Origin of the sequence: Tateyamaria sp. syn59, assembly GCF_007995245.1 — a bacterium.
Lineage (GTDB): Bacteria > Pseudomonadota > Alphaproteobacteria > Rhodobacterales > Rhodobacteraceae > Tateyamaria.
In genome coordinates this window covers 68,249-84,581 of sequence record NZ_VCBA01000010.1, presented here as the reverse complement: position 1 = coordinate 84,581, position 16,333 = coordinate 68,249, and the positions used below count along the sequence as shown (strand labels likewise).

At 60.6% G+C, this 16,333-nt stretch carries 15 protein-coding genes; 5 read left to right on the top strand and 10 right to left on the bottom strand.

Going from position 1 to position 16,333, the window contains the following annotated elements:
- Positions 1 to 29: 29 nt before the first annotated feature.
- The 5 genes from FD715_RS17490 to FD715_RS17470 all read right to left on the bottom strand — a co-directional run bounded on the left by FD715_RS17490 (position 30) and on the right by FD715_RS17470 (position 6,763).
- Positions 30 to 569, bottom strand: coding sequence for a sarcosine oxidase subunit gamma (locus FD715_RS17490; protein ID WP_147112820.1), 540 nt, complete (start codon positions 567 to 569; stop codon positions 30 to 32).
- Positions 562 to 3,495, bottom strand: a complete 2,934-nt coding sequence (locus tag FD715_RS17485) for a sarcosine oxidase subunit alpha family protein (RefSeq protein WP_147112816.1) — start codon at positions 3,493 to 3,495, stop codon at positions 562 to 564. Before FD715_RS17485 ends, FD715_RS17490 begins: the two co-directional genes overlap by 8 nt.
- Positions 3,492 to 3,755, bottom strand: a complete 264-nt coding sequence (locus tag FD715_RS17480; RefSeq protein WP_147112813.1) for a sarcosine oxidase subunit delta — start codon at positions 3,753 to 3,755, stop codon at positions 3,492 to 3,494. The genes FD715_RS17485 and FD715_RS17480 overlap by 4 nt, the downstream gene beginning before the upstream one ends.
- A gap of 85 nt (positions 3,756 to 3,840) precedes the next feature.
- Positions 3,841 to 5,094, bottom strand: coding sequence for a sarcosine oxidase subunit beta family protein (locus tag FD715_RS17475; protein WP_147112810.1), 1,254 nt, complete (start codon positions 5,092 to 5,094; stop codon positions 3,841 to 3,843).
- A 238-nt stretch (positions 5,095 to 5,332) separates the two neighbouring features.
- Positions 5,333 to 6,763, bottom strand: a complete 1,431-nt coding sequence (locus FD715_RS17470; protein WP_147112807.1) for a Glu/Leu/Phe/Val dehydrogenase — start codon at positions 6,761 to 6,763, stop codon at positions 5,333 to 5,335.
- Between the two features lie 384 nt (positions 6,764 to 7,147).
- Between FD715_RS17470 and FD715_RS17465 the strand changes: the two genes are divergently transcribed.
- The 3 genes from FD715_RS17465 to FD715_RS17455 are packed head-to-tail and all read left to right on the top strand — an operon-like array spanning position 7,148 to position 9,560.
- Complete coding sequence (locus tag FD715_RS17465) at positions 7,148 to 8,476, top strand: pilus assembly protein TadG-related protein (protein ID WP_255450668.1); 1,329 nt, start codon at positions 7,148 to 7,150, stop codon at positions 8,474 to 8,476.
- The gene (locus FD715_RS17460) at positions 8,473 to 9,009 is read left to right on the top strand and encodes a TadE/TadG family type IV pilus assembly protein (protein WP_147112802.1); all 537 of its coding nucleotides are present in this window, start codon (positions 8,473 to 8,475) and stop codon (positions 9,007 to 9,009) included. Before FD715_RS17465 ends, FD715_RS17460 begins: the two co-directional genes overlap by 4 nt.
- The gene (locus FD715_RS17455) at positions 9,009 to 9,560 is read left to right on the top strand and encodes a TadE/TadG family type IV pilus assembly protein (RefSeq protein WP_147112799.1); all 552 of its coding nucleotides are present in this window, start codon (positions 9,009 to 9,011) and stop codon (positions 9,558 to 9,560) included. Before FD715_RS17460 ends, FD715_RS17455 begins: the two co-directional genes overlap by 1 nt.
- Position 9,561: 1 nt before the next feature.
- Here the strand turns inward: FD715_RS17455 and FD715_RS17450 are convergent, their stop codons facing one another.
- The 5 genes from FD715_RS17450 to FD715_RS17430 form a co-directional block, all read right to left on the bottom strand.
- Positions 9,562 to 10,056: a hypothetical protein gene (locus FD715_RS17450; protein ID WP_147112795.1), complete on the bottom strand. Its 495-nt coding sequence runs from the start codon at positions 10,054 to 10,056 to the stop codon at positions 9,562 to 9,564.
- A gap of 39 nt (positions 10,057 to 10,095) precedes the next feature.
- On the bottom strand, positions 10,096 to 11,040 hold the full coding sequence (locus tag FD715_RS17445) for an NAD(P)-dependent oxidoreductase (protein ID WP_147112793.1): 945 nt from the start codon (positions 11,038 to 11,040) through the stop codon (positions 10,096 to 10,098).
- A gap of 63 nt (positions 11,041 to 11,103) precedes the next feature.
- Positions 11,104 to 12,078, bottom strand: a complete 975-nt coding sequence (locus FD715_RS17440; RefSeq protein WP_147112790.1) for a membrane dipeptidase — start codon at positions 12,076 to 12,078, stop codon at positions 11,104 to 11,106.
- 3 nt (positions 12,079 to 12,081) lie between these two features.
- Entirely contained in the window at positions 12,082 to 12,921 is an 840-nt protein-coding gene (locus FD715_RS17435; RefSeq protein ID WP_147112786.1) for an NAD(P)-dependent oxidoreductase, read from the bottom strand.
- Positions 12,922 to 12,931: 10 nt separating this feature from the next.
- Positions 12,932 to 14,083 carry an FAD-binding oxidoreductase gene (locus tag FD715_RS17430; RefSeq protein ID WP_147112961.1) on the bottom strand — a complete coding sequence of 384 codons (1,152 nt, stop codon included), beginning with the start codon at positions 14,081 to 14,083 and terminating at the stop codon, positions 12,932 to 12,934.
- 257 nt (positions 14,084 to 14,340) lie between these two features.
- On the opposite strand from FD715_RS17430, the gene FD715_RS17425 reads away from it, so the two are divergent.
- Together FD715_RS17425 and FD715_RS17420 are read left to right on the top strand one after the other, a co-directional pair.
- The gene (locus tag FD715_RS17425) at positions 14,341 to 14,925 is read left to right on the top strand and encodes an ANTAR domain-containing response regulator (RefSeq protein ID WP_147112783.1); all 585 of its coding nucleotides are present in this window, start codon (positions 14,341 to 14,343) and stop codon (positions 14,923 to 14,925) included.
- Positions 14,922 to 16,100 (top strand): CmpA/NrtA family ABC transporter substrate-binding protein, encoded by a 1,179-nt coding sequence (locus FD715_RS17420; RefSeq protein ID WP_147112780.1) that lies wholly within the window; start codon positions 14,922 to 14,924, stop codon positions 16,098 to 16,100. Before FD715_RS17425 ends, FD715_RS17420 begins: the two co-directional genes overlap by 4 nt.
- Positions 16,101 to 16,333: the final 233 nt, after the last annotated feature.

The following is a 16,333-nucleotide window of genomic DNA, read 5'->3' as shown; positions in this document are numbered from 1 at the left end:
CCGACAGATTGGAATCGATTTACGATATTTTACCTCCGCGCCGCGACGCTTGCCATTGCCCTTTCCAGATCGTGAAGCAGCGTGCCCGCCATGGAGCGGAACACCATCAGCAGGAACATGTCGGCCCCGATGCGTGTGACCGACCCGCTCATATGCTGGATCTGCGTGCGCGCAGTGTGGCCGCGTTTGAATGTACCTGCCGACAGGTCGAGCGGGATTAGGCGCGCCAGCACGGCCTCAGCCTCCGGGCCGAACAGAGTGACCGCCGTCCAGGCATCCGATTGGTCCGTGAGGGCTGCATGTTTGGCCAGCGCCTTGTCCGGCTCCGGCCCGGCAAGAAGAACCATATCGCGCCCGAACCAGATGGCCCGTGCGCCCTCTTTGCCCGTAGCCCGATTGGGCGCAGGCCACGCGATGCCGTGGGCGGTCTTGAATGTGTCCGCGATCTTTGCCCCGGCATAGGGCGCGATAGAGGTCAGGGTGCCGAGGCCGACCTCAGCCACCGTGCAGGTGCCGATGGTGACGGGGGCAATGCCATCAAGCGGGGTCTTTGCGATCAGGTCAGCCACGTGTGCGCTCCCCCTTTGGATCAAAGAACACCGGATCGCACAGCTCAACCCGCGTTTGGATGCCACGCACATGGTCCACCATGTTCAACACATCGCCGTGACGCGACAGCCCGTCAGTGACAAAGCCGAGGCCGATGAAGTGGCCAAGCGTGGGTGAGAAGCCCACGGACGTGACATAGCCCTGGTCGCGCTCTGCCACGGGCTCTTGCCCGTCCGCATAGATGTGCGCGCCCGCGGTGAGTTGCTTGACCGGGCCGGCCGGTTTTAGGCCGACCAATTGCGCGCGGCCCGTTTCGGTTAGACCCGGACGTTGCGCCATGGTGGCCCCGATGAAGTCTTTCTTCTTGGACAGCATCCGCTCCATGCCAATGTCCTGCGCGGTGACCCGACCGTCGATTTCGGCATGCGTGATGAACCCCTTTTCGATGCGCAGCACGTTCAGAGCCTCCATACCGTAGGCACCGCCGCCCAGCGCTTCGGCCCGTGCGACGAGCAGTCGGAACAAGCTGTCACCGTAGCGGGACGGGACGGCCAGTTCATACGCATGTTCGCCGGAGAATGAGATGCGGAAGAGCCTCCCCTTGACCCCTTGGACCGTGACCAGACCGCAGGACATGAAGGGCCATTTGCTGTCGTCGATGGTGTCATCGAACAGACCGTTCAGCAACTCCCGCGACTGCGGCCCGGCAACCGCAAACTGCGCCCATTGTTCGGTGACGGACATGATCCGCACGTCCCATTCGGGGTGTAGCGCTTGAGTAACGAATTCGAGGTGCCGCATGACCTGACCTGCCGCAGCAGTGGTCGTGGTCATAACATAATGGTTTTCGCCGAGCCGCGCGGTCGTGCCGTCATCCATGACCAACCCGTCTTCGCGCAGCATCAGGCCGTAGCGCACCCGGTTCTCTTTCAGAGTCGAGAACGTGTTGGTGTAGACGAAATCGAGCAGTTTGGCCGCATCCGGGCCCTGAATGTCGATTTTACCCAGGGTCGAGACATCGCAGATGCCCACCGCGCTGCGGACCCACCCCACCTCGCGGTCGCAGGACTGGCGCCAGGTCTTTTCGTCCCGCAGCGGGAAGTAAGAGGGGCGATACCACAGACCTGCCTCAATCATCGGCGCGCCTGCGGCCACGCTGGCTGCATGGCTGGTGGTTTTGCGTTCAGGGGCAAATCCTTTGCCTTGCGCCCCTGCCCCAAGGGCCGCGAGAGCGACGGGCGTATACGGCGGACGGAAGGTGGTTGTGCCGGTTTCCGGGATGCCGCGCCCGGTCGCATCCGCCAGCAGCGCGAGCGCAGCGACGTTAGAGTTCTTGCCTTGATCGGTCGCCATGCCTTGGGTCGTGTAGCGCTTCATATGCTCGACGGAGGCAAAGTTTTCCTGTGCGGCCTGTTTGACGTCCTTCACGCTCACATCGTTCTGGAAGTCGAGCCAGGCGCGCCCATTGCCCGGCACGGCCCAGAGCGGTTCTATGGCGTAGGGGCTATCATCGGCTTGGGGGATGTCGATGTCAGGTGCGGCCAGGCCGAGGACTTCGAGGGTCGTCTTGGCTGCAGCAACCCCTGCGGCCAAGCAAGCAGCAGTCGAGAAGGCGCCGTTGCAGGCCCCCGCTGTCTCCATCCCCGGAATAGCACCCGGGGTTGGCACGAAACTCGCGATGCCTTCGTCCCAGGTGGGACGCCCGTTCATATGGCAGGTCATGTGCACTGTCGGGTTCCAGCCGCCTGACACAGCGAGGCAGTCAGTCGCAATCTTTTCGCTGCCGGATGCGGTCTGGACCCGGATGGCCTCCAGCCCCCTGCGCCCATCCGCGCCAGCCACGACCGCGCTTTGCATCAGGCGGTAGTCGCCCAGGGCTTGGGCGTCCTTGCGGCTATCGATGACTGCGGCGATATGCACACCTGCGTCCTGCAGGTCCATCGCCGTACGGTGCGCGTCGTCGTTGTTGGCAAAGATCGTCACCGCTTTGCCGGGGCTCACGCCGAAACGGTTCAGATAGGTGCGCACGGCCCCTGCCGCCATGATGCCCGGGCGGTCGTTGTTCCGGAACGCGATGTGCCGTTCGATGGCCCCGGCAGCCAGGATCGAGCGTTTGGCGACAATGCGCCAAAAGGTTTCCTTCACTCCGCCCTTCGGCACAGCCCCCGCGTGATGCGCAACCCGTTCGAGCGCGCCGAATGTGCCGCCGTCATGCGCGCCCGTCACGGTCACGCGCGGCATCAGGCGGACGTTGTCCATGGCCGCGAGTTTCGACACCATGTCATCCGCCCAGTCCGCACCGGGCGTGCCGTCGACGGTCAGTGTTTCCGCGTTGAGGCGACCACCCATAAGGCTGTCTTCATCCACGAGGATCACCTGGGCGCCTGCCTGCCCCGCCGTCCACGCGGCCATCAGTCCTGACGGTCCGGCCCCGATCACCAGCACGTCGCAGAACGCATATGCCTTTTCATAGTGGTCAGCGTCCTTCTCACCACTCAGCGCGCCCAGGCCCGCAGCACGGCGGATAAACGGCTCATAGACCTTTTCCCAGAAGGCGCGCGGCCACATGAACGTCTTGTAGTAGAACCCAGCTCCCAGAAACGGTGCGGCGAGGTCGTTGATAACCAGCAGATCAAAACCCAGCGACGGCCAGGCATTCTGGCTGCGCGCCTCAAGACCCTCATAAAGTTCCTGCACCGTCGCGCGCACGTTCGGGTCTGTGGCCCCATCCTCTCCGATTGTGACAAGCGCATTTGGCTCTTCGGACCCCGCGGTCAGGATGCCGCGCGGGCGGTGGTATTTGAAGGACCGCGCCACGTGCCGGACGTCGTTGGCCAGCAGGGCCGAGGCCAGCGTGTCGCCCGCAAAGCCGCGATAGATGGTCCCGTCGAAGCGGAAGGACAGCCGCTGGGTGCGGTCGATCAGCCCTTTGCCCTCGACCCTCATCGCTTGACCTCCCGCGCCAACTCCACGCTCTTGATCTCGTGCGTGGACACGTTGCGCGTCACTTTCAACCACGCGCCACAGCCCGCGTCATGGCTCCACAACTCCTCCAAGTCGCCTGCCGGGTTTTCGCGCAAGTGCAGGTAGTCGTCCCACGCAACTTCGCCCGCATCAGGTCCTGGGCGGTCAAGCATCACGGCAGATCCCTGATAGTAGAACTCGCGCCGGTCGCGCGCACCGCAGATCGGACATCGCAACCGCATCAGGCTTCACCAAAGGAGTGCAAGGTCCACCCCTTCCCTGTTTCAAAAAAATCCCCGCCGGAGGCTCCCGTCATCTCAACCATCCCTAGTGCAGATTGTGCTGAGACCCGGTGGCCTCTTCATCCATGATCCCGCGCCCGGTGCGGAAACGGTCCAGACGGTGACGCACGGTGGTGGGATGCGAGTTGCCAGTAGCGAGCAAGTGAGCGAACGTGTGGCCCGAGGCCGGTGTTGCCTTGAAACCGCCATAGCACCAGCCGCAATTGACGAAGAGCCCCTCGATATCCGTCTTGTCGATGATGAAGGAGCCGTCGGGAGACATGTCCATCACACCGCCCCAACTGCGCAGCATTTTGGCCTTGCCAATCGCGGGCATCAGCGTCATCGCCGCCTCAGCCACATGTTCGACCAACGGCAGATTCCCACGTGAGGCATAGCTGGCGTACATGTCCAAATCGCCGCCAAAGACCAGCCCGCCCTTGTCGGACTGGCTGATATAGAAGTGGCCCATGCCGTAGGTAATGACGTGATCGATGCAGGGCTTCAGCCCTTCGGTGACAAAGGCTTGCAGCACATGGCTTTCGATGGGTAGGCTCATCCCGGCCATCGCTGCCACTTGTGACGAGCGGCCCGCAGCAACCATACCAACCTTCTTGGCGCGGATCGGTCCCTTCGTGGTTTGCACGCCTTTGACGACACCGTTTTCGACATCGATACCTGTGACCTCACATTGCTGGATCAGGTCCACGCCGCGGTCGCTGGCGGAGCGGGCAAACCCCCAGGCCACCGCATCGTGACGGGCGGTGCCGCCGCGCTTGTGGTAAAGCCCGCCATAGATCGGGAAGCGGGTCTGTTCGAAGTCGAGGAAGGGCAGCAGTTTTTCCACGCCTGCCCGGTCAAGCATCGCGCCGTCATCACCCTGCCCGCACATGGAGTTGGCCCGGCGCACAAAGGCGTCGCGCTGTCCGTCCGAATGCACCAGGTTGATGATCCCGCGCTGGGAGTGCATGACGTTATAGTTCAGGTCCTCTTCCAGACCCTCCCACAGCTTCAGCGAATGCGAATAGAATTCCGAGTTTCCGGGCAGCATGTAGTTTGCGCGAACGATGGTGGTGTTACGCCCCACATTGCCGCCACCAAGATAACCCTTCTCCAGCACCGCGACGTTGGTCAGACCATGCACTTTGGCGAGATAATGCGCAGTGGCAAGGCCATGTCCGCCACCGCCGATGAGGACGATATCATATTCGGGCTTGGGCTCGGGATTGCGCCAGTGAGGCCCCCAACCCTGGTTCCCGGTCAGCCCTTCGGTCAGAACCTTCAGCCCTGAAAAGCGCATCTACCCCTCCGCCTGATCACATGGCACCACCATCATCATCTGATCGGGTGTAGCAAGAGGCGCTGCGCCAACTGCGGCGCTTTTCGACACGGGCTGGTCTGTCAGCGACTGATTATGCCGCGCGTATGGCGGACATTGGGTCAAGCCACCGAATATCCAGCGCTGAGGATTCCCCGCTTTGGTGCGTAACACCCGGTGGGTCCGGGTGCTGCCGTTTTCCGGGTCGCCCCAGCGCTTGTCAGAGCCCTTTGGCGCGGTAACTGTCCGCGACCTTCCCAATCGCCACCAGATAAGCTGCCGTACGCAGGTCATCGACATCATCGCGCGCATGCCACACAGAGGCCATCGACTGATAAGCCGCACGCATCGTGTCATCGAGGCCCGAACGGACCAGCTCCAACTCGTCCGCGCCGCGCAGATACTTGTCCTTGAAATCCGGCGTGATCGTCCAGGCATCGCCCAGATGACGGCTGAGGCGTTCAAGCTCATCGACGACCAATTGGTGTCGCGCTTCTTCCTGACGGCGTTGCATGCGACCAAATCGGATGTGGCTGAGGTTCTTGACCCACTCGAAGTAGGACACGGTCACACCGCCGGCATTGGCATACATGTCCGGTATGATGACCGTTCCCTTTTCCCGCAGAACGCTGTCTGCACCGGCGGTGACCGGGCCGTTCGCAGCCTCGATGATCAGCGGCGCCTTGACCTTTTCCGCGTTCGAAAGATTGATCACACCTTCCAAAGCGGCCGGGACGAGGATGTCACACTCCTTTTCCAGAACGGATGCACCGTCCTCGACATATGTGCCGTCTGCATAGCCTGCGACGCCGCCATGGCCCGCAATCCAGTTGCGTATCGCGTCGACATCGAGGCCACGATCATCGACCAACGCGCCATCACGCTCGATAATTCCGACAATCTTGCAGCCGTCCTCTTCAGCCAGGAACTTGGCGGCGTGGTATCCCACGTTGCCAAGGCCCTGCACGACCACGGTCTTGCCATCCAGCGTGCCGGACATGCCGGCCTTTTTCACGCCTTCGGTGTCGCGAAAGAATTCCCGCAGGGCGTATTGCACGCCGCGCCCTGTCGCTTCCGTCCGGCCCTGAATGCCGCCAGCGTTCGTCGGTTTGCCCGTCACGCAAGCGACGCCATTGATGTCGGTCGTGTTCATGCGTTTGTACTGGTCCGCAATCCACGCCATTTCGCGTTCGCCCGTGCCCATGTCGGGCGCAGGCACGTTTTGTGCCGGGTTGATCATATCGCGCTTGATCAGCTCATAGGCAAAGCGGCGCGTGATCAGTTCCATCTCGTGGTCGTCATATTCGCGGGGGTCCACATGCAGCCCACCTTTTGATCCGCCAAAGGGCGCTTCGACCAGCGCGCATTTGTAGGTCATCAGGGCCGCAAGGGCCTCCACTTCGTCCTGGTTGACACCCAAGGCAAAGCGGATGCCACCCTTGACCGGTTCCATATGTTCGGAGTGAACCGACCGGTAGCCGGTGAACGTCTGGATTTGCCCGCGCAGGCGCACGCCGAAACGCACGGTGTAAGTCGCGTTGCAGACCCGTATCTTTTCCTCGAGGCCCGGCGGCAGATCCATCAGGGCCACCGCCCGGTTGAACATGATGTCCACACTTTCACGGAAACTGGGTTCGTTTTTGGGGCTCATCCGGGCTCTCCTCTTTCCGGCACGACTCACTTGAGACGAGTCTGTGATCCCAGCCTATGACGGTTCCATTAACAGGTGCGACTTTTTTGTGCGGTGCCGCATTGCGACCGCGATTGCTTCCTTTTCTAATCGAATTGTAAACAGTCGGGCATACGCTGCCGGATTGACGACAATGCGGTCAAAATCTCCTCACAGCTTTCCTGTTTCTGCCCGAATTCAGCCACATTCCGAGACCACACCAATCATTGGACGAAAGGGCCGTGCTGGCCCGGTATGACCAAAACGATAAGGTGCTCGAAGCCAATGAAGTGGACACGGAAATTGACAACGAAGGCGGGGCTGAAAAGCAGCGTCGCCGGATTTGCGCGGGAAGAGTCAGGGGCAATGACCATCTTCGCCGTCGCAATGTTTATGATGATGATTTTGGTAGGTGGTATCGGTGTCGATCTGATGCGCAACGAGATGGAGCGGACGCGCATGCAGGCCACGGTGGACCGTGCCGTGCTGGCCGCCGCCGACCTCGACCAGCCGCTGGAACCGGAGGCGGTCGTGCGCGACTACTTCGACAAGTCCGGTATGAGCAATTACCTCAGTTCAGTCACCGTGGACGAAGGCTTGAACTTCCGAACAGTGACGGCAACCGCGAATGTCACGACAGCAACCCAGTTCATGCGCCTGATGGGCGTGGACTCCCTGCCTGTGCCAGCCAAGGCGCAAGCGGAAGAGCGGGTGTCTAATGTCGAGATTTCGATGGTTCTGGACATCTCCGGCTCCATGGGTCGGAACAACAAGATGGCCAACCTGCAGACTGCCGCGACAACCTTTGTCGACACGGTGATCCGGGACGAGAACGACGACCTCATTTCGGTCTCGCTCATCCCCTACACCGCGCAGGTGAACGCAGGTTACGACATCTTCTCGCGGATGGAGACGAACCAGCTGCACAATTACTCGTATTGTATTGATTTCGAGATTGCAGACTTTTCCGAAGCCGGGCTCGACCTCGAAAACGAATACGAGCACATGCAGCACTTCGACGAAGGCTGGAACTATTCAAATCCGGTTAGCAATCCCGGCTGCCCAAAGCAGAGTTTCGAAGAGATTGTGCCGTTCAGCCAGAACGCGACCACGCTCAAGAACACAATTAACAACTACCGTGCGCGGGCAAATACGTCGATCCACCTCGGCATGAAGTGGGGCGTGGCACTGCTCGACCCATCCTTCCGGCCGATCACGCAAGATCTTGCGCTGCCGGGCACCGACGTCGTCGATGACGCCTTTGCAAACCGCCCGGCCTCATACACCGACGTTGAAACGCTGAAGACCGTTGTTCTGATGACAGACGGCCAGAACGTGGACACGACGCGCATTCAACCGTGGTACTACAACAGCCCATCGGAGTACGCGCACTGGAACCGGTATCCGCTGCACTGGTATCTGAACAACTACGTGCGCAACAGCTGGAGCAACTGGCGCTACACCAAGTATACCTCCAGTCAGGCCGACGACATGCTTGAAGACATCTGCGACGCGGCCAAGGCCAAAGGCATCGTGGTGTGGTCCGTCGGCTTCGAAGTCACCGACTATTCGGCGGGCGTCATGGAAGACTGCGCATCGTCGCCCAGTCACTTCTTCCGGGTGGAAGGCGTCGAGATTACCGAAGCCTTTGAGGCAATTGCCAAGCAAATCAACCAACTGAGGCTGACCCAATGACCTTCAATCCCAAAACGCTTCTGCGCCGGTTCCGGCGTGACGAAGACGGCCACATGGTGGTGGAATTCGCCCTCGCCATCCCGCTGATGTTCACCCTCTTCATGACGTCTGTCGAGCTTGGCATTTACCAGGTGCGCCAGGGCTTTCTTGACCGCGGCCTCGACATGGCGGTGCGCAACGTCCGCCTGAACACATCGGCCAACTACTCGCACAGCGACATCAAGCAGATGGTCTGTGAGTTCTCGGGCTTCCTTGAAGACTGCGACAACGCGCTCAAACTGGAAATGATGCCTGTTTCGGCGCGGTCGTTCTCCGGCTTTCCGAACACGGTGGATTGCGCCGACGTATCGCTGCCCGTGACGCCATCGACCACCTTTGTGCACGGCAGTGAGCACCAGCTGATGATGCTGCGCGCGTGCTATTCCTTCCAGCCGGTCTTTCCGATGACTGGTCTGGGCGCCTCGTTCTCCAAGGACGGCGCAGGCCGGGTCAAAATGACCGCGATGTCCGGATTTGTGCAGGAGCCAAGCTGATGAAACGCATGATCACCAAACTGCGGGCCTTCCGCGACGAGGATCAGGGCAGTATCGCCATCGAAACTGTGATCCTTATCCCGCTCCTCTTCTGGGCCTACCTGTCGATGTTTGCGATCTTCGACTCCTATCGCCAGCATGCGATCAACCAGAAGGCGGCCTACACCCTGGGCGACATCATCTCTCGCGAGACAACGCCGCTCGACAGCAGCTACATGAACGGCACGCACGAGATCTTTGCCTACCTGACAAACAACGCCACCAGTGACGTTGCTATCCGTGTAACCAGCGTAAAGTACGACGCGAACAACAACGTCTACAAACGCGATTGGTCGCAATCACGTGGCTGGAAGCCGGGCCTGTCGAACAACGAGGTCAAGGAACTCAAGCACCTGTTGCCGGTGATGCCGCACAACGAACGCGTGATGGTTGTCGAGACATTTGCCAAGTATGACGCGCCGTTCGAAACCGGGCTGAAAGATCGCGAGATCGAGAACTTTGTCTTCACTCGCCCGCGATATGCACCTCGTGTGCTTTGGACGAGCGAGTAAGTCAGTCAGACGACCGTTCTGCAATCATGGCCGAGAGGATCTCGGCCATGAATTTTGCTTGGTGACCCGGTGTCATCCCGCCGATGCCGACCCGGTTGCCAAGCCGCCACCACAAGCCCGGCCGCCACGCGCGGTCTCCGGACGTGTTGAGCCGCAACAAGAAACCATTTGACGGCTTGAAGGCGAACATGCCGCGATCAATGGAATGGATGTCTTCGGTGCGTGCCACGATCTGACCGGTACTATCGCGCAACTCTTCCGGGGTCAGTTCCAGCGTCAGCGCGGTCGCGCGGCGCATCTTTTCCGCGATCCAAAGCGCCCCGCCGCCCAGGCCCAGCAGAAACAGCTGCCAGCCAAGCTCTGGCGGGCGCGCGACACCCACGTAAATCACCATCAGGGACAGGATCCAAAGCGATCCGATACCGAGGATGCGCCGTCCCTGGGACGCGCTGATCGTGGCGATGACTTCGCCCTCTTTGAAATCCAGACCTTGCATGGCCCGCCCTTAGCTTGCAGGTCGCGCTCGGGCAAGGGGTCAGCGCCGGGCAAACACCTCTGTCCCGCGCGCTTCCGGTTCGTCATCGACCATTTGGGCCGGGAAACCTGGCGCAGTGACGTCAAGGCCAGTCGCCTCTTCCAATCGCTTGATGATGTTGGGTGACAGCTCACGCGGTCCAAAGCGCGCGATGGCGTCGTTGAACAGAGTGATCAGCAGCGGGTTGAGGTCCAGCGGCACGCCCGCCCGGTCCGCCACGTCCTGAAACAGACCGATATCCTTGGCAACCAGATCCATGGTGAACGAGATGTCGCGTGATCCGTTCAGGATCACCTGGCTTTCGGTTTCGTGCACAAAAGAGGTACCGGAGCTGATCGCCATCGCCTCATAGGCGACGCCCAGATCCATGCCCGCGCCCTTGGCCACGGTCAGTGCCTCGGCACAGCTAACGAGGTTCGCCGTCGCAAGGTAGTTCGTGAGCACCTTCAACACCGACGCGCTGCCCAGATCGCCCGTGTGCAGGACCCGCCGGCCCATCGTCGTCAGCAGCGGCAGAATGCGTTCGAAGGTCGGGCGGTCACAGCCTGCAAAGATACTGATGTTGCCGGTGTCCGCGCGATGACAACCGCCGGAAACCGGGCAATCGACGGCCGCACCACCCGCCGCGCTCACCTGCGCGCCGATACGTTTGACCTCGGCCTCGTCGGTGGTCGACATCTCCATCCAGATCTTGCCGGGGCGGACATGGGGCAGCATCTCCTGCATCACCGCGGCGGACGCTGCAGGGCTGGGCAGGCAGGTGATCACGGTATCACAGCTTTGCATCAACGCCGCCGGGCTTTGCCCATCACGCGCACCATCCGCAACCTTTGCGGCCACGAAATCCGCGTTCAGATCATGCACAGAAACGTAGTGGCCATTACGGATCAGACTGCCGGACAGCTTGCCACCCACATTTCCCAGACCGATAAATCCGATGGTCATGGCAATTCTCCCTTGTATCTTTCAGATCAAGGAATGGCGTTTGCCTGGCGCTGTCCGTCTTGTTTACGACGCCGCTCCGAAATTCTCGGCGTAAAAACGATACCAGTTGCGGCCCATGATGCCTGCCACTTCGTCTTCGGACATGCCTATGGCACGCAGGCCGTTTTCTATGTTGCCGAAATCGCGATTGTCGCGGAACCAGTCAGGCTGCGGCGGAAATCCGGGGTTTGCGGCCGACCCTTCGCCGTAGTCGATGTCCTTGGACCAGCGGCCCACACGCATCCATTCGACCACGCTGTCGGGCTGGTCCTGGCAGAGATCAGAGCCGATGCCGATCCTGTCCGTACCGTATTTATCCGCTGTGCGTGCGACCGCCTCACAAAAAGACTGAAGCGTGCAGTTCGACCCGTCCCGGAGGTGATGCGGATACAGGGAAAAGCCCAACATACCCCCGTTCGACGTCACTGCCCTGATCACGTTGTCGCGCTTGTTGCGCAGCGCGGGGTGCCAGTCATGCGGGTTGGCATGGGTGATCGCGATGGGGCGTTCAGAAATGTCTGCCGCCTCGATTGTCGAACGGTCAGCGGAATGGCTCATGTCCACGACCAGCCCCACGCGGTTCATCTCTTTGATCACCTGCTTGCCCATGCGAGTGATGCCGGTGTCGTTATCCTCGTAACACCCGGTCGCGAGCAGCGACTGGTTGTTGTACGTCAGCTGCATGAACCGCGCGCCAAGCGTGTGCACAATCTCGACCAGACCGATATCGTCCTCGATGGGGCTAGGGTTCTGAAAGCCGAAAAAGATCGCCGTCTTGCCCTCGGCCCGCGCACGGTCGATGTCGCTGGCCCACAGTCCCCTGGTGATCAAGTCAGGGTACAGCTCGAACCAGCGGTTCCAAGCCTCGAAGTTCAGCACCGTTTCGCGGAAGTTTTCGTGATACGCGATGGTGACATGCACCGCGTCCACCTGCCCTTCGCGCATTTGACGAAAGACCTTCTCTGACCAGTTGCAGTACTGAAGATTGTCGATACGCATGGTTCAGTCTTTGCCCGTATCTTCCTCATCCAGATTAAGCGCCGTCATCGCACTGCGCCCGATGGGCGTGCTGGCAAATGGGCCGCCATGGCAGAAATTGCCGGGATCCTGCGGGTCAAGAACACCGGCCTCGGCATAGATCTTGTCGGCGAACTGTTCGGCATTGTCCTTGGGCCGGAACCCAAGGTGGCGCGCGCCTGAATTGTCGACCGGAGCACGGTCGTTGTCGGACACGCCGTATACAATGGAAAACCCGGCGATGGGTGTGTCGATGGCGCGCTCAACAAGATGGATCATGTCGTCATAGCTGAGCCATGACCCGACAGCACGCGGGTTGGTGACATTGGCGCAGGACAGGATGCGCAGGCACACCGCCTCAATCCCTTCCTTGTCCCAGTACATGCGGGCCAAGTCTTCGGTAAAGCACTTCGCGAGGCCATAGAACCCGTCCGGGCGATGGGCGGCGTCGATCCCGATGGCGTCGGTCTTTGGGTGCATGCCGACTGCATGGATAGACGAGGCATAGACTATGCGGCGCGTGCCATGGCGCCGGGCCGCCTCCCAAATGTTGTAGGACCCTATGAAGTTCGGACCAAGCAGCGTCTCGAACGGGCCCTCGTCCACGAAGGCGCCGAAGTGCACGACCATGTCCGCACCTTTCACGACCGCCTCCATCGCGTCGAAATCAGCGAGGTCGGCTTGGACATAAGTCTCATTCGGCAAGGGCGAGTCGATGGCATCGACGATGTCGGTGGACACCAACGTGTCGCACAACTCAGCGAGCGGTGCGCGCAGATATGAGCCCAGCCGACCGGCCGCGCCGGTCAATACGAGTTTCTTCATGTCAGGTCCTTCAGATCACTGCTTTTTCAAGGATGGGTCGGTCCGTCACCAGCCGGTCGTAGGCAAAGGGCGACAGATCGAGGCTTCGGAACGCGCCATAGGTCAGCCATTCGGCCATGCCGCGCCCCATGGCCGGAGACTGCTGCAAACCGTGGCCGGAAAACCCGTTGAGAAAATTGAAGTTCTTGACCTCAGGATGCGGACCTAGGATGGCATTGTGGTCAAACGTGTTCATGGCATAGTGCCCAGCCCACTCACTGGTGACCTTGATCGCCTCGAATTGAGGGATACGCGTGGCTAGGATCGGCCAAACGTGGTTTCCCCAAATGCTGTGATCCATGTCGAAGTCGTCATAGTCAACGGCGGGGTCGATGTCGGAATGCCCCCCCGCCTGATATGTGCCGCCCCCGTTTTCACGCACATGCACACCTGATGGGTCGATGGTGAGCGGCAGATCACGATCAAGCGGCTGCTCGGCCTTGAAGACCCAGGAAAAGCGCTTGCGCGGCTCAACCGGCAGATCAATGCCCGCCATTTGCGCCGTACGCGCTGCCCGCGGGCCCGTGGCGTTCACGATCTGACCACAGGCGATGATGTCACCACTGGCCAGTGTCACGCTTTCGATGCGGGTGCCTGCCGGGTTGCGCGTCATCGCGACGACTTCGTTCTCGATATACTCTACCCCACGTTCGCGGGACTGGCGGCGCCACCAGTCAAAGACCGTCGCACCGTCCCAATACCCTTCGTCCACGGTATTGATCGACCCCAAAACGATGTCGTCAACATTATAGAATGGATAGGCCGCCTTGATCTGGTCCGGGCTCATAAGCTGTGTCGCAGCACCCGCGGCATGTTGCACATGGATGTTCTGTCGAAGGGTGTCGGCAAAAGCGTCGCTATCGGCCAGATACATGTAGCCAAAGCTGCGAATGCCAAGCTCGGGCACCCGCGCATCGCCACCCATGTAGTCCCTGATGTTCTTTACAAAATCGGCCGCAAACTGACTGACGCGGACATTTAGCTCGGTCGAGAACTGTTGCCGCATACAGCTATTGGTATGGGCAGTTGAGCACGCTGAATAAGTCGGGTCACGCTCGACCACCAGCACACGACCATCGAAATCCGGATTGTCTGCCAAAAACCACGCTGTGGACGCACCCATTATGGCGCCGCCGACGATGATGACATCGTAGTTGGTATGTTGTGGTGTCTGCGCCACCTTCACCTCCGTGTCGCCGTTCCGACATCACAGACCGTGCGGTGGATAACGAAGTTACGCCAGCGCTTTGTTCACTTCCTGCCAGTTTTTTGTGCGCATTGCTCACACCTTGGGACACAATCTGTGCGTCATGCGACATCAGGGAGCAGCCTGTGCGTCGCGGATGGATCAGGCCGCGCCCATCGCGCACCACATCTTCCGTGACCGAAGAAATGAAAATTGCTGTAATCGAACCGGACCCGGACCGCGCGCGGGACATTATCGACGCGCTGATGGAAGGGGGCTGGAACGACGTTGTCGTGCTGGGCGATGTAACTGGGCTGGCGCGCAAGCTCGCCGCTCTGGATCCGGACCTGGTGTTGATCGACCTTGCCAACCCTTCCCGCGATGCTTTGGAGCAGGTCAGTGTCGCATCCGAAGCGCAAAGCCGCCCCGTCGCGATGTTCGTGGACCGCTCGGACGACGAGATGACGCAAGCTGCAGTTGCCGCGGGCCTATCTGCCTATGTGGTCGGAGAATTGCAGCCCGACCGGATCAAACCGGTCCTGCAAACGGCCATTGCCCGCTTCCAGATGATGAGCCAGATGCGCAATGAGCTTGAGGCGGCCAAGCAGGCGCTGGCCGACCGCAAGACCGTAGACCGCGCCAAGGGCATGATCATGCGCGCCAAGGGCGTGGGCGAGGAAGAGGCCTATGCCCTGTTGCGCAAGACCGCCATGTCGCAGAATCGCAAGGTGATCGAGGTGGCCCAGGCCCTGCTGACCGCATCGGATTTGCTGACATGAGTACCGCCCGCCTGAATTGTGGCTACGTGCCCCTGGTCGACAGCGCCCCACTCATCGTGGCGCAGGAATTGAATTTTGCAGCCGATGAGGGGTTGTCGCTCAATCTGCTGCGCCAGCCTTCTTGGGCCGCGTTACGCGACCTGCTCGCCTTGGGGCATCTAGATGTCGCACATATGCTCGCGCCTATGCCCATAGCAATGTCGCTTGGGCTGAGCGGGCCGATGGCACGGATCGACGCGTTGATGGTCTTGTCGGTGAACGGGACGGTCATCGGTGTATCGAACGCGATGGCGGATGCGATGCGGCACAAGGGTTGGCCGGGCGGTTTTGCACCACCGCAGGACACCGCAGGTCCGATGCTGTCTGCCCTTGATCGCCCGCTGCGGGTTGGCGTGCCGTTTCCCTATTCGATGCACCGGCTGCTTTTTGAATACTGGATTGGTCACGTGGGGCTGCGAGATCCGTCCGCCCTGCACATCATTACAACGCCGCCGCCGCTGATGGCGGACGCCGTCGCATCAGACGAGATTGACGTCTTCTGCGTAGGTGAGCCATGGGGGTCTGTTGCCGTTGGCAACAACGTAGGCGAATTGATCCTGCCAGGCGCTGCGATCTGGGCGCATGCCCCGGAAAAGGTTCTGGCCGCACGGCATGCCTGGGTTGAAGACAATCCAAGCCTTGTGGGCGCGTTGATGCGGGCTGTTGCGCGGGCAGCTGCGTGGCTCGATACGCCCAAGAACCGGCCCCTCGCCATCGAGATCCTGGCCCGGAGCGCGCATCTGGACCTGCCGCACGCCGCACTCGATCACGCATTGATGGGCCGCTTTGCTACGCAATTTGGTGCAGCCCCCGTAGATGTGCCCGGCTTCTTGCGCTTTCATGATCGAGCAGCCAACTTTCCGTGGCGCAGCCAGGCCGCGTGGATCGGGGCCGAGATTGCGCGCCTTGCAGGTATCAACCGCGACCACGCCATTGAAATTGCCCAGCGCACGATGCGCCCAGATTGCTACCGTCAGCATCTGGGTCCCATAGGCGTCGACATGCCTGGCGCCTCCGCCAAAATCGAGGGCGCCCTGACCCACCCCATGGCCGTCGCGTCGACGCGGGGGGAGATGATTCTGGGGCCGGATGCTTTTTTTGATGGCGAGATTTTCGATTTTGGCGGAGCGGAATGATTAGTTTTTGGGCAGTTGCTGCATCGCAGCAGAAAATCATTGGCTACGACCAAAATCCAATTGGCTGACGCCCGATTGAGTCGCTATCAGTGATTCAACGAAGCAAAGATGCTTCCCTCCGCCTCCATGAAGGAGGCTCTATCAAGAGCAAAGTCGCTCGTTCCTACTGCGTACACCTCCTCCCGTGCGCACCAGGGAACGGGCGACTTTTTTGTTATAAAAAGGACCGACAG

What these genes read in the sequence shown, in the direction of transcription:
- FD715_RS17485 (WP_147112816.1), bottom strand. Translation starts at nt 3,495, where the DNA reads ATGAGGGTCGAGGGCAAAGGGCTGATCGACCGCACCCAGCGGCTGTCC.
- FD715_RS17480 (WP_147112813.1), bottom strand. Translation starts at nt 3,755, where the DNA reads ATGCGGTTGCGATGTCCGATCTGCGGTGCGCGCGACCGGCGCGAGTTC.
- FD715_RS17475 (WP_147112810.1), bottom strand. Translation starts at nt 5,094, where the DNA reads ATGCGCTTTTCAGGGCTGAAGGTTCTGACCGAAGGGCTGACCGGGAAC.
- FD715_RS17470 (WP_147112807.1), bottom strand. Translation starts at nt 6,763, where the DNA reads ATGAGCCCCAAAAACGAACCCAGTTTCCGTGAAAGTGTGGACATCATG.
- FD715_RS17465 (WP_255450668.1), top strand. Translation starts at nt 7,148, where the DNA reads ATGACCATCTTCGCCGTCGCAATGTTTATGATGATGATTTTGGTAGGT.
- FD715_RS17460 (WP_147112802.1), top strand. Translation starts at nt 8,473, where the DNA reads ATGACCTTCAATCCCAAAACGCTTCTGCGCCGGTTCCGGCGTGACGAA.
- FD715_RS17455 (WP_147112799.1), top strand. Translation starts at nt 9,009, where the DNA reads ATGAAACGCATGATCACCAAACTGCGGGCCTTCCGCGACGAGGATCAG.
- FD715_RS17450 (WP_147112795.1), bottom strand. Translation starts at nt 10,056, where the DNA reads ATGCAAGGTCTGGATTTCAAAGAGGGCGAAGTCATCGCCACGATCAGC.
- FD715_RS17445 (WP_147112793.1), bottom strand. Translation starts at nt 11,040, where the DNA reads ATGACCATCGGATTTATCGGTCTGGGAAATGTGGGTGGCAAGCTGTCC.
- FD715_RS17440 (WP_147112790.1), bottom strand. Translation starts at nt 12,078, where the DNA reads ATGCGTATCGACAATCTTCAGTACTGCAACTGGTCAGAGAAGGTCTTT.
- FD715_RS17435 (WP_147112786.1), bottom strand. Translation starts at nt 12,921, where the DNA reads ATGAAGAAACTCGTATTGACCGGCGCGGCCGGTCGGCTGGGCTCATAT.
- FD715_RS17430 (WP_147112961.1), bottom strand. Translation starts at nt 14,083, where the DNA reads ATGGGTGCGTCCACAGCGTGGTTTTTGGCAGACAATCCGGATTTCGAT.
- FD715_RS17420 (WP_147112780.1), top strand. Translation starts at nt 14,922, where the DNA reads ATGAGTACCGCCCGCCTGAATTGTGGCTACGTGCCCCTGGTCGACAGC.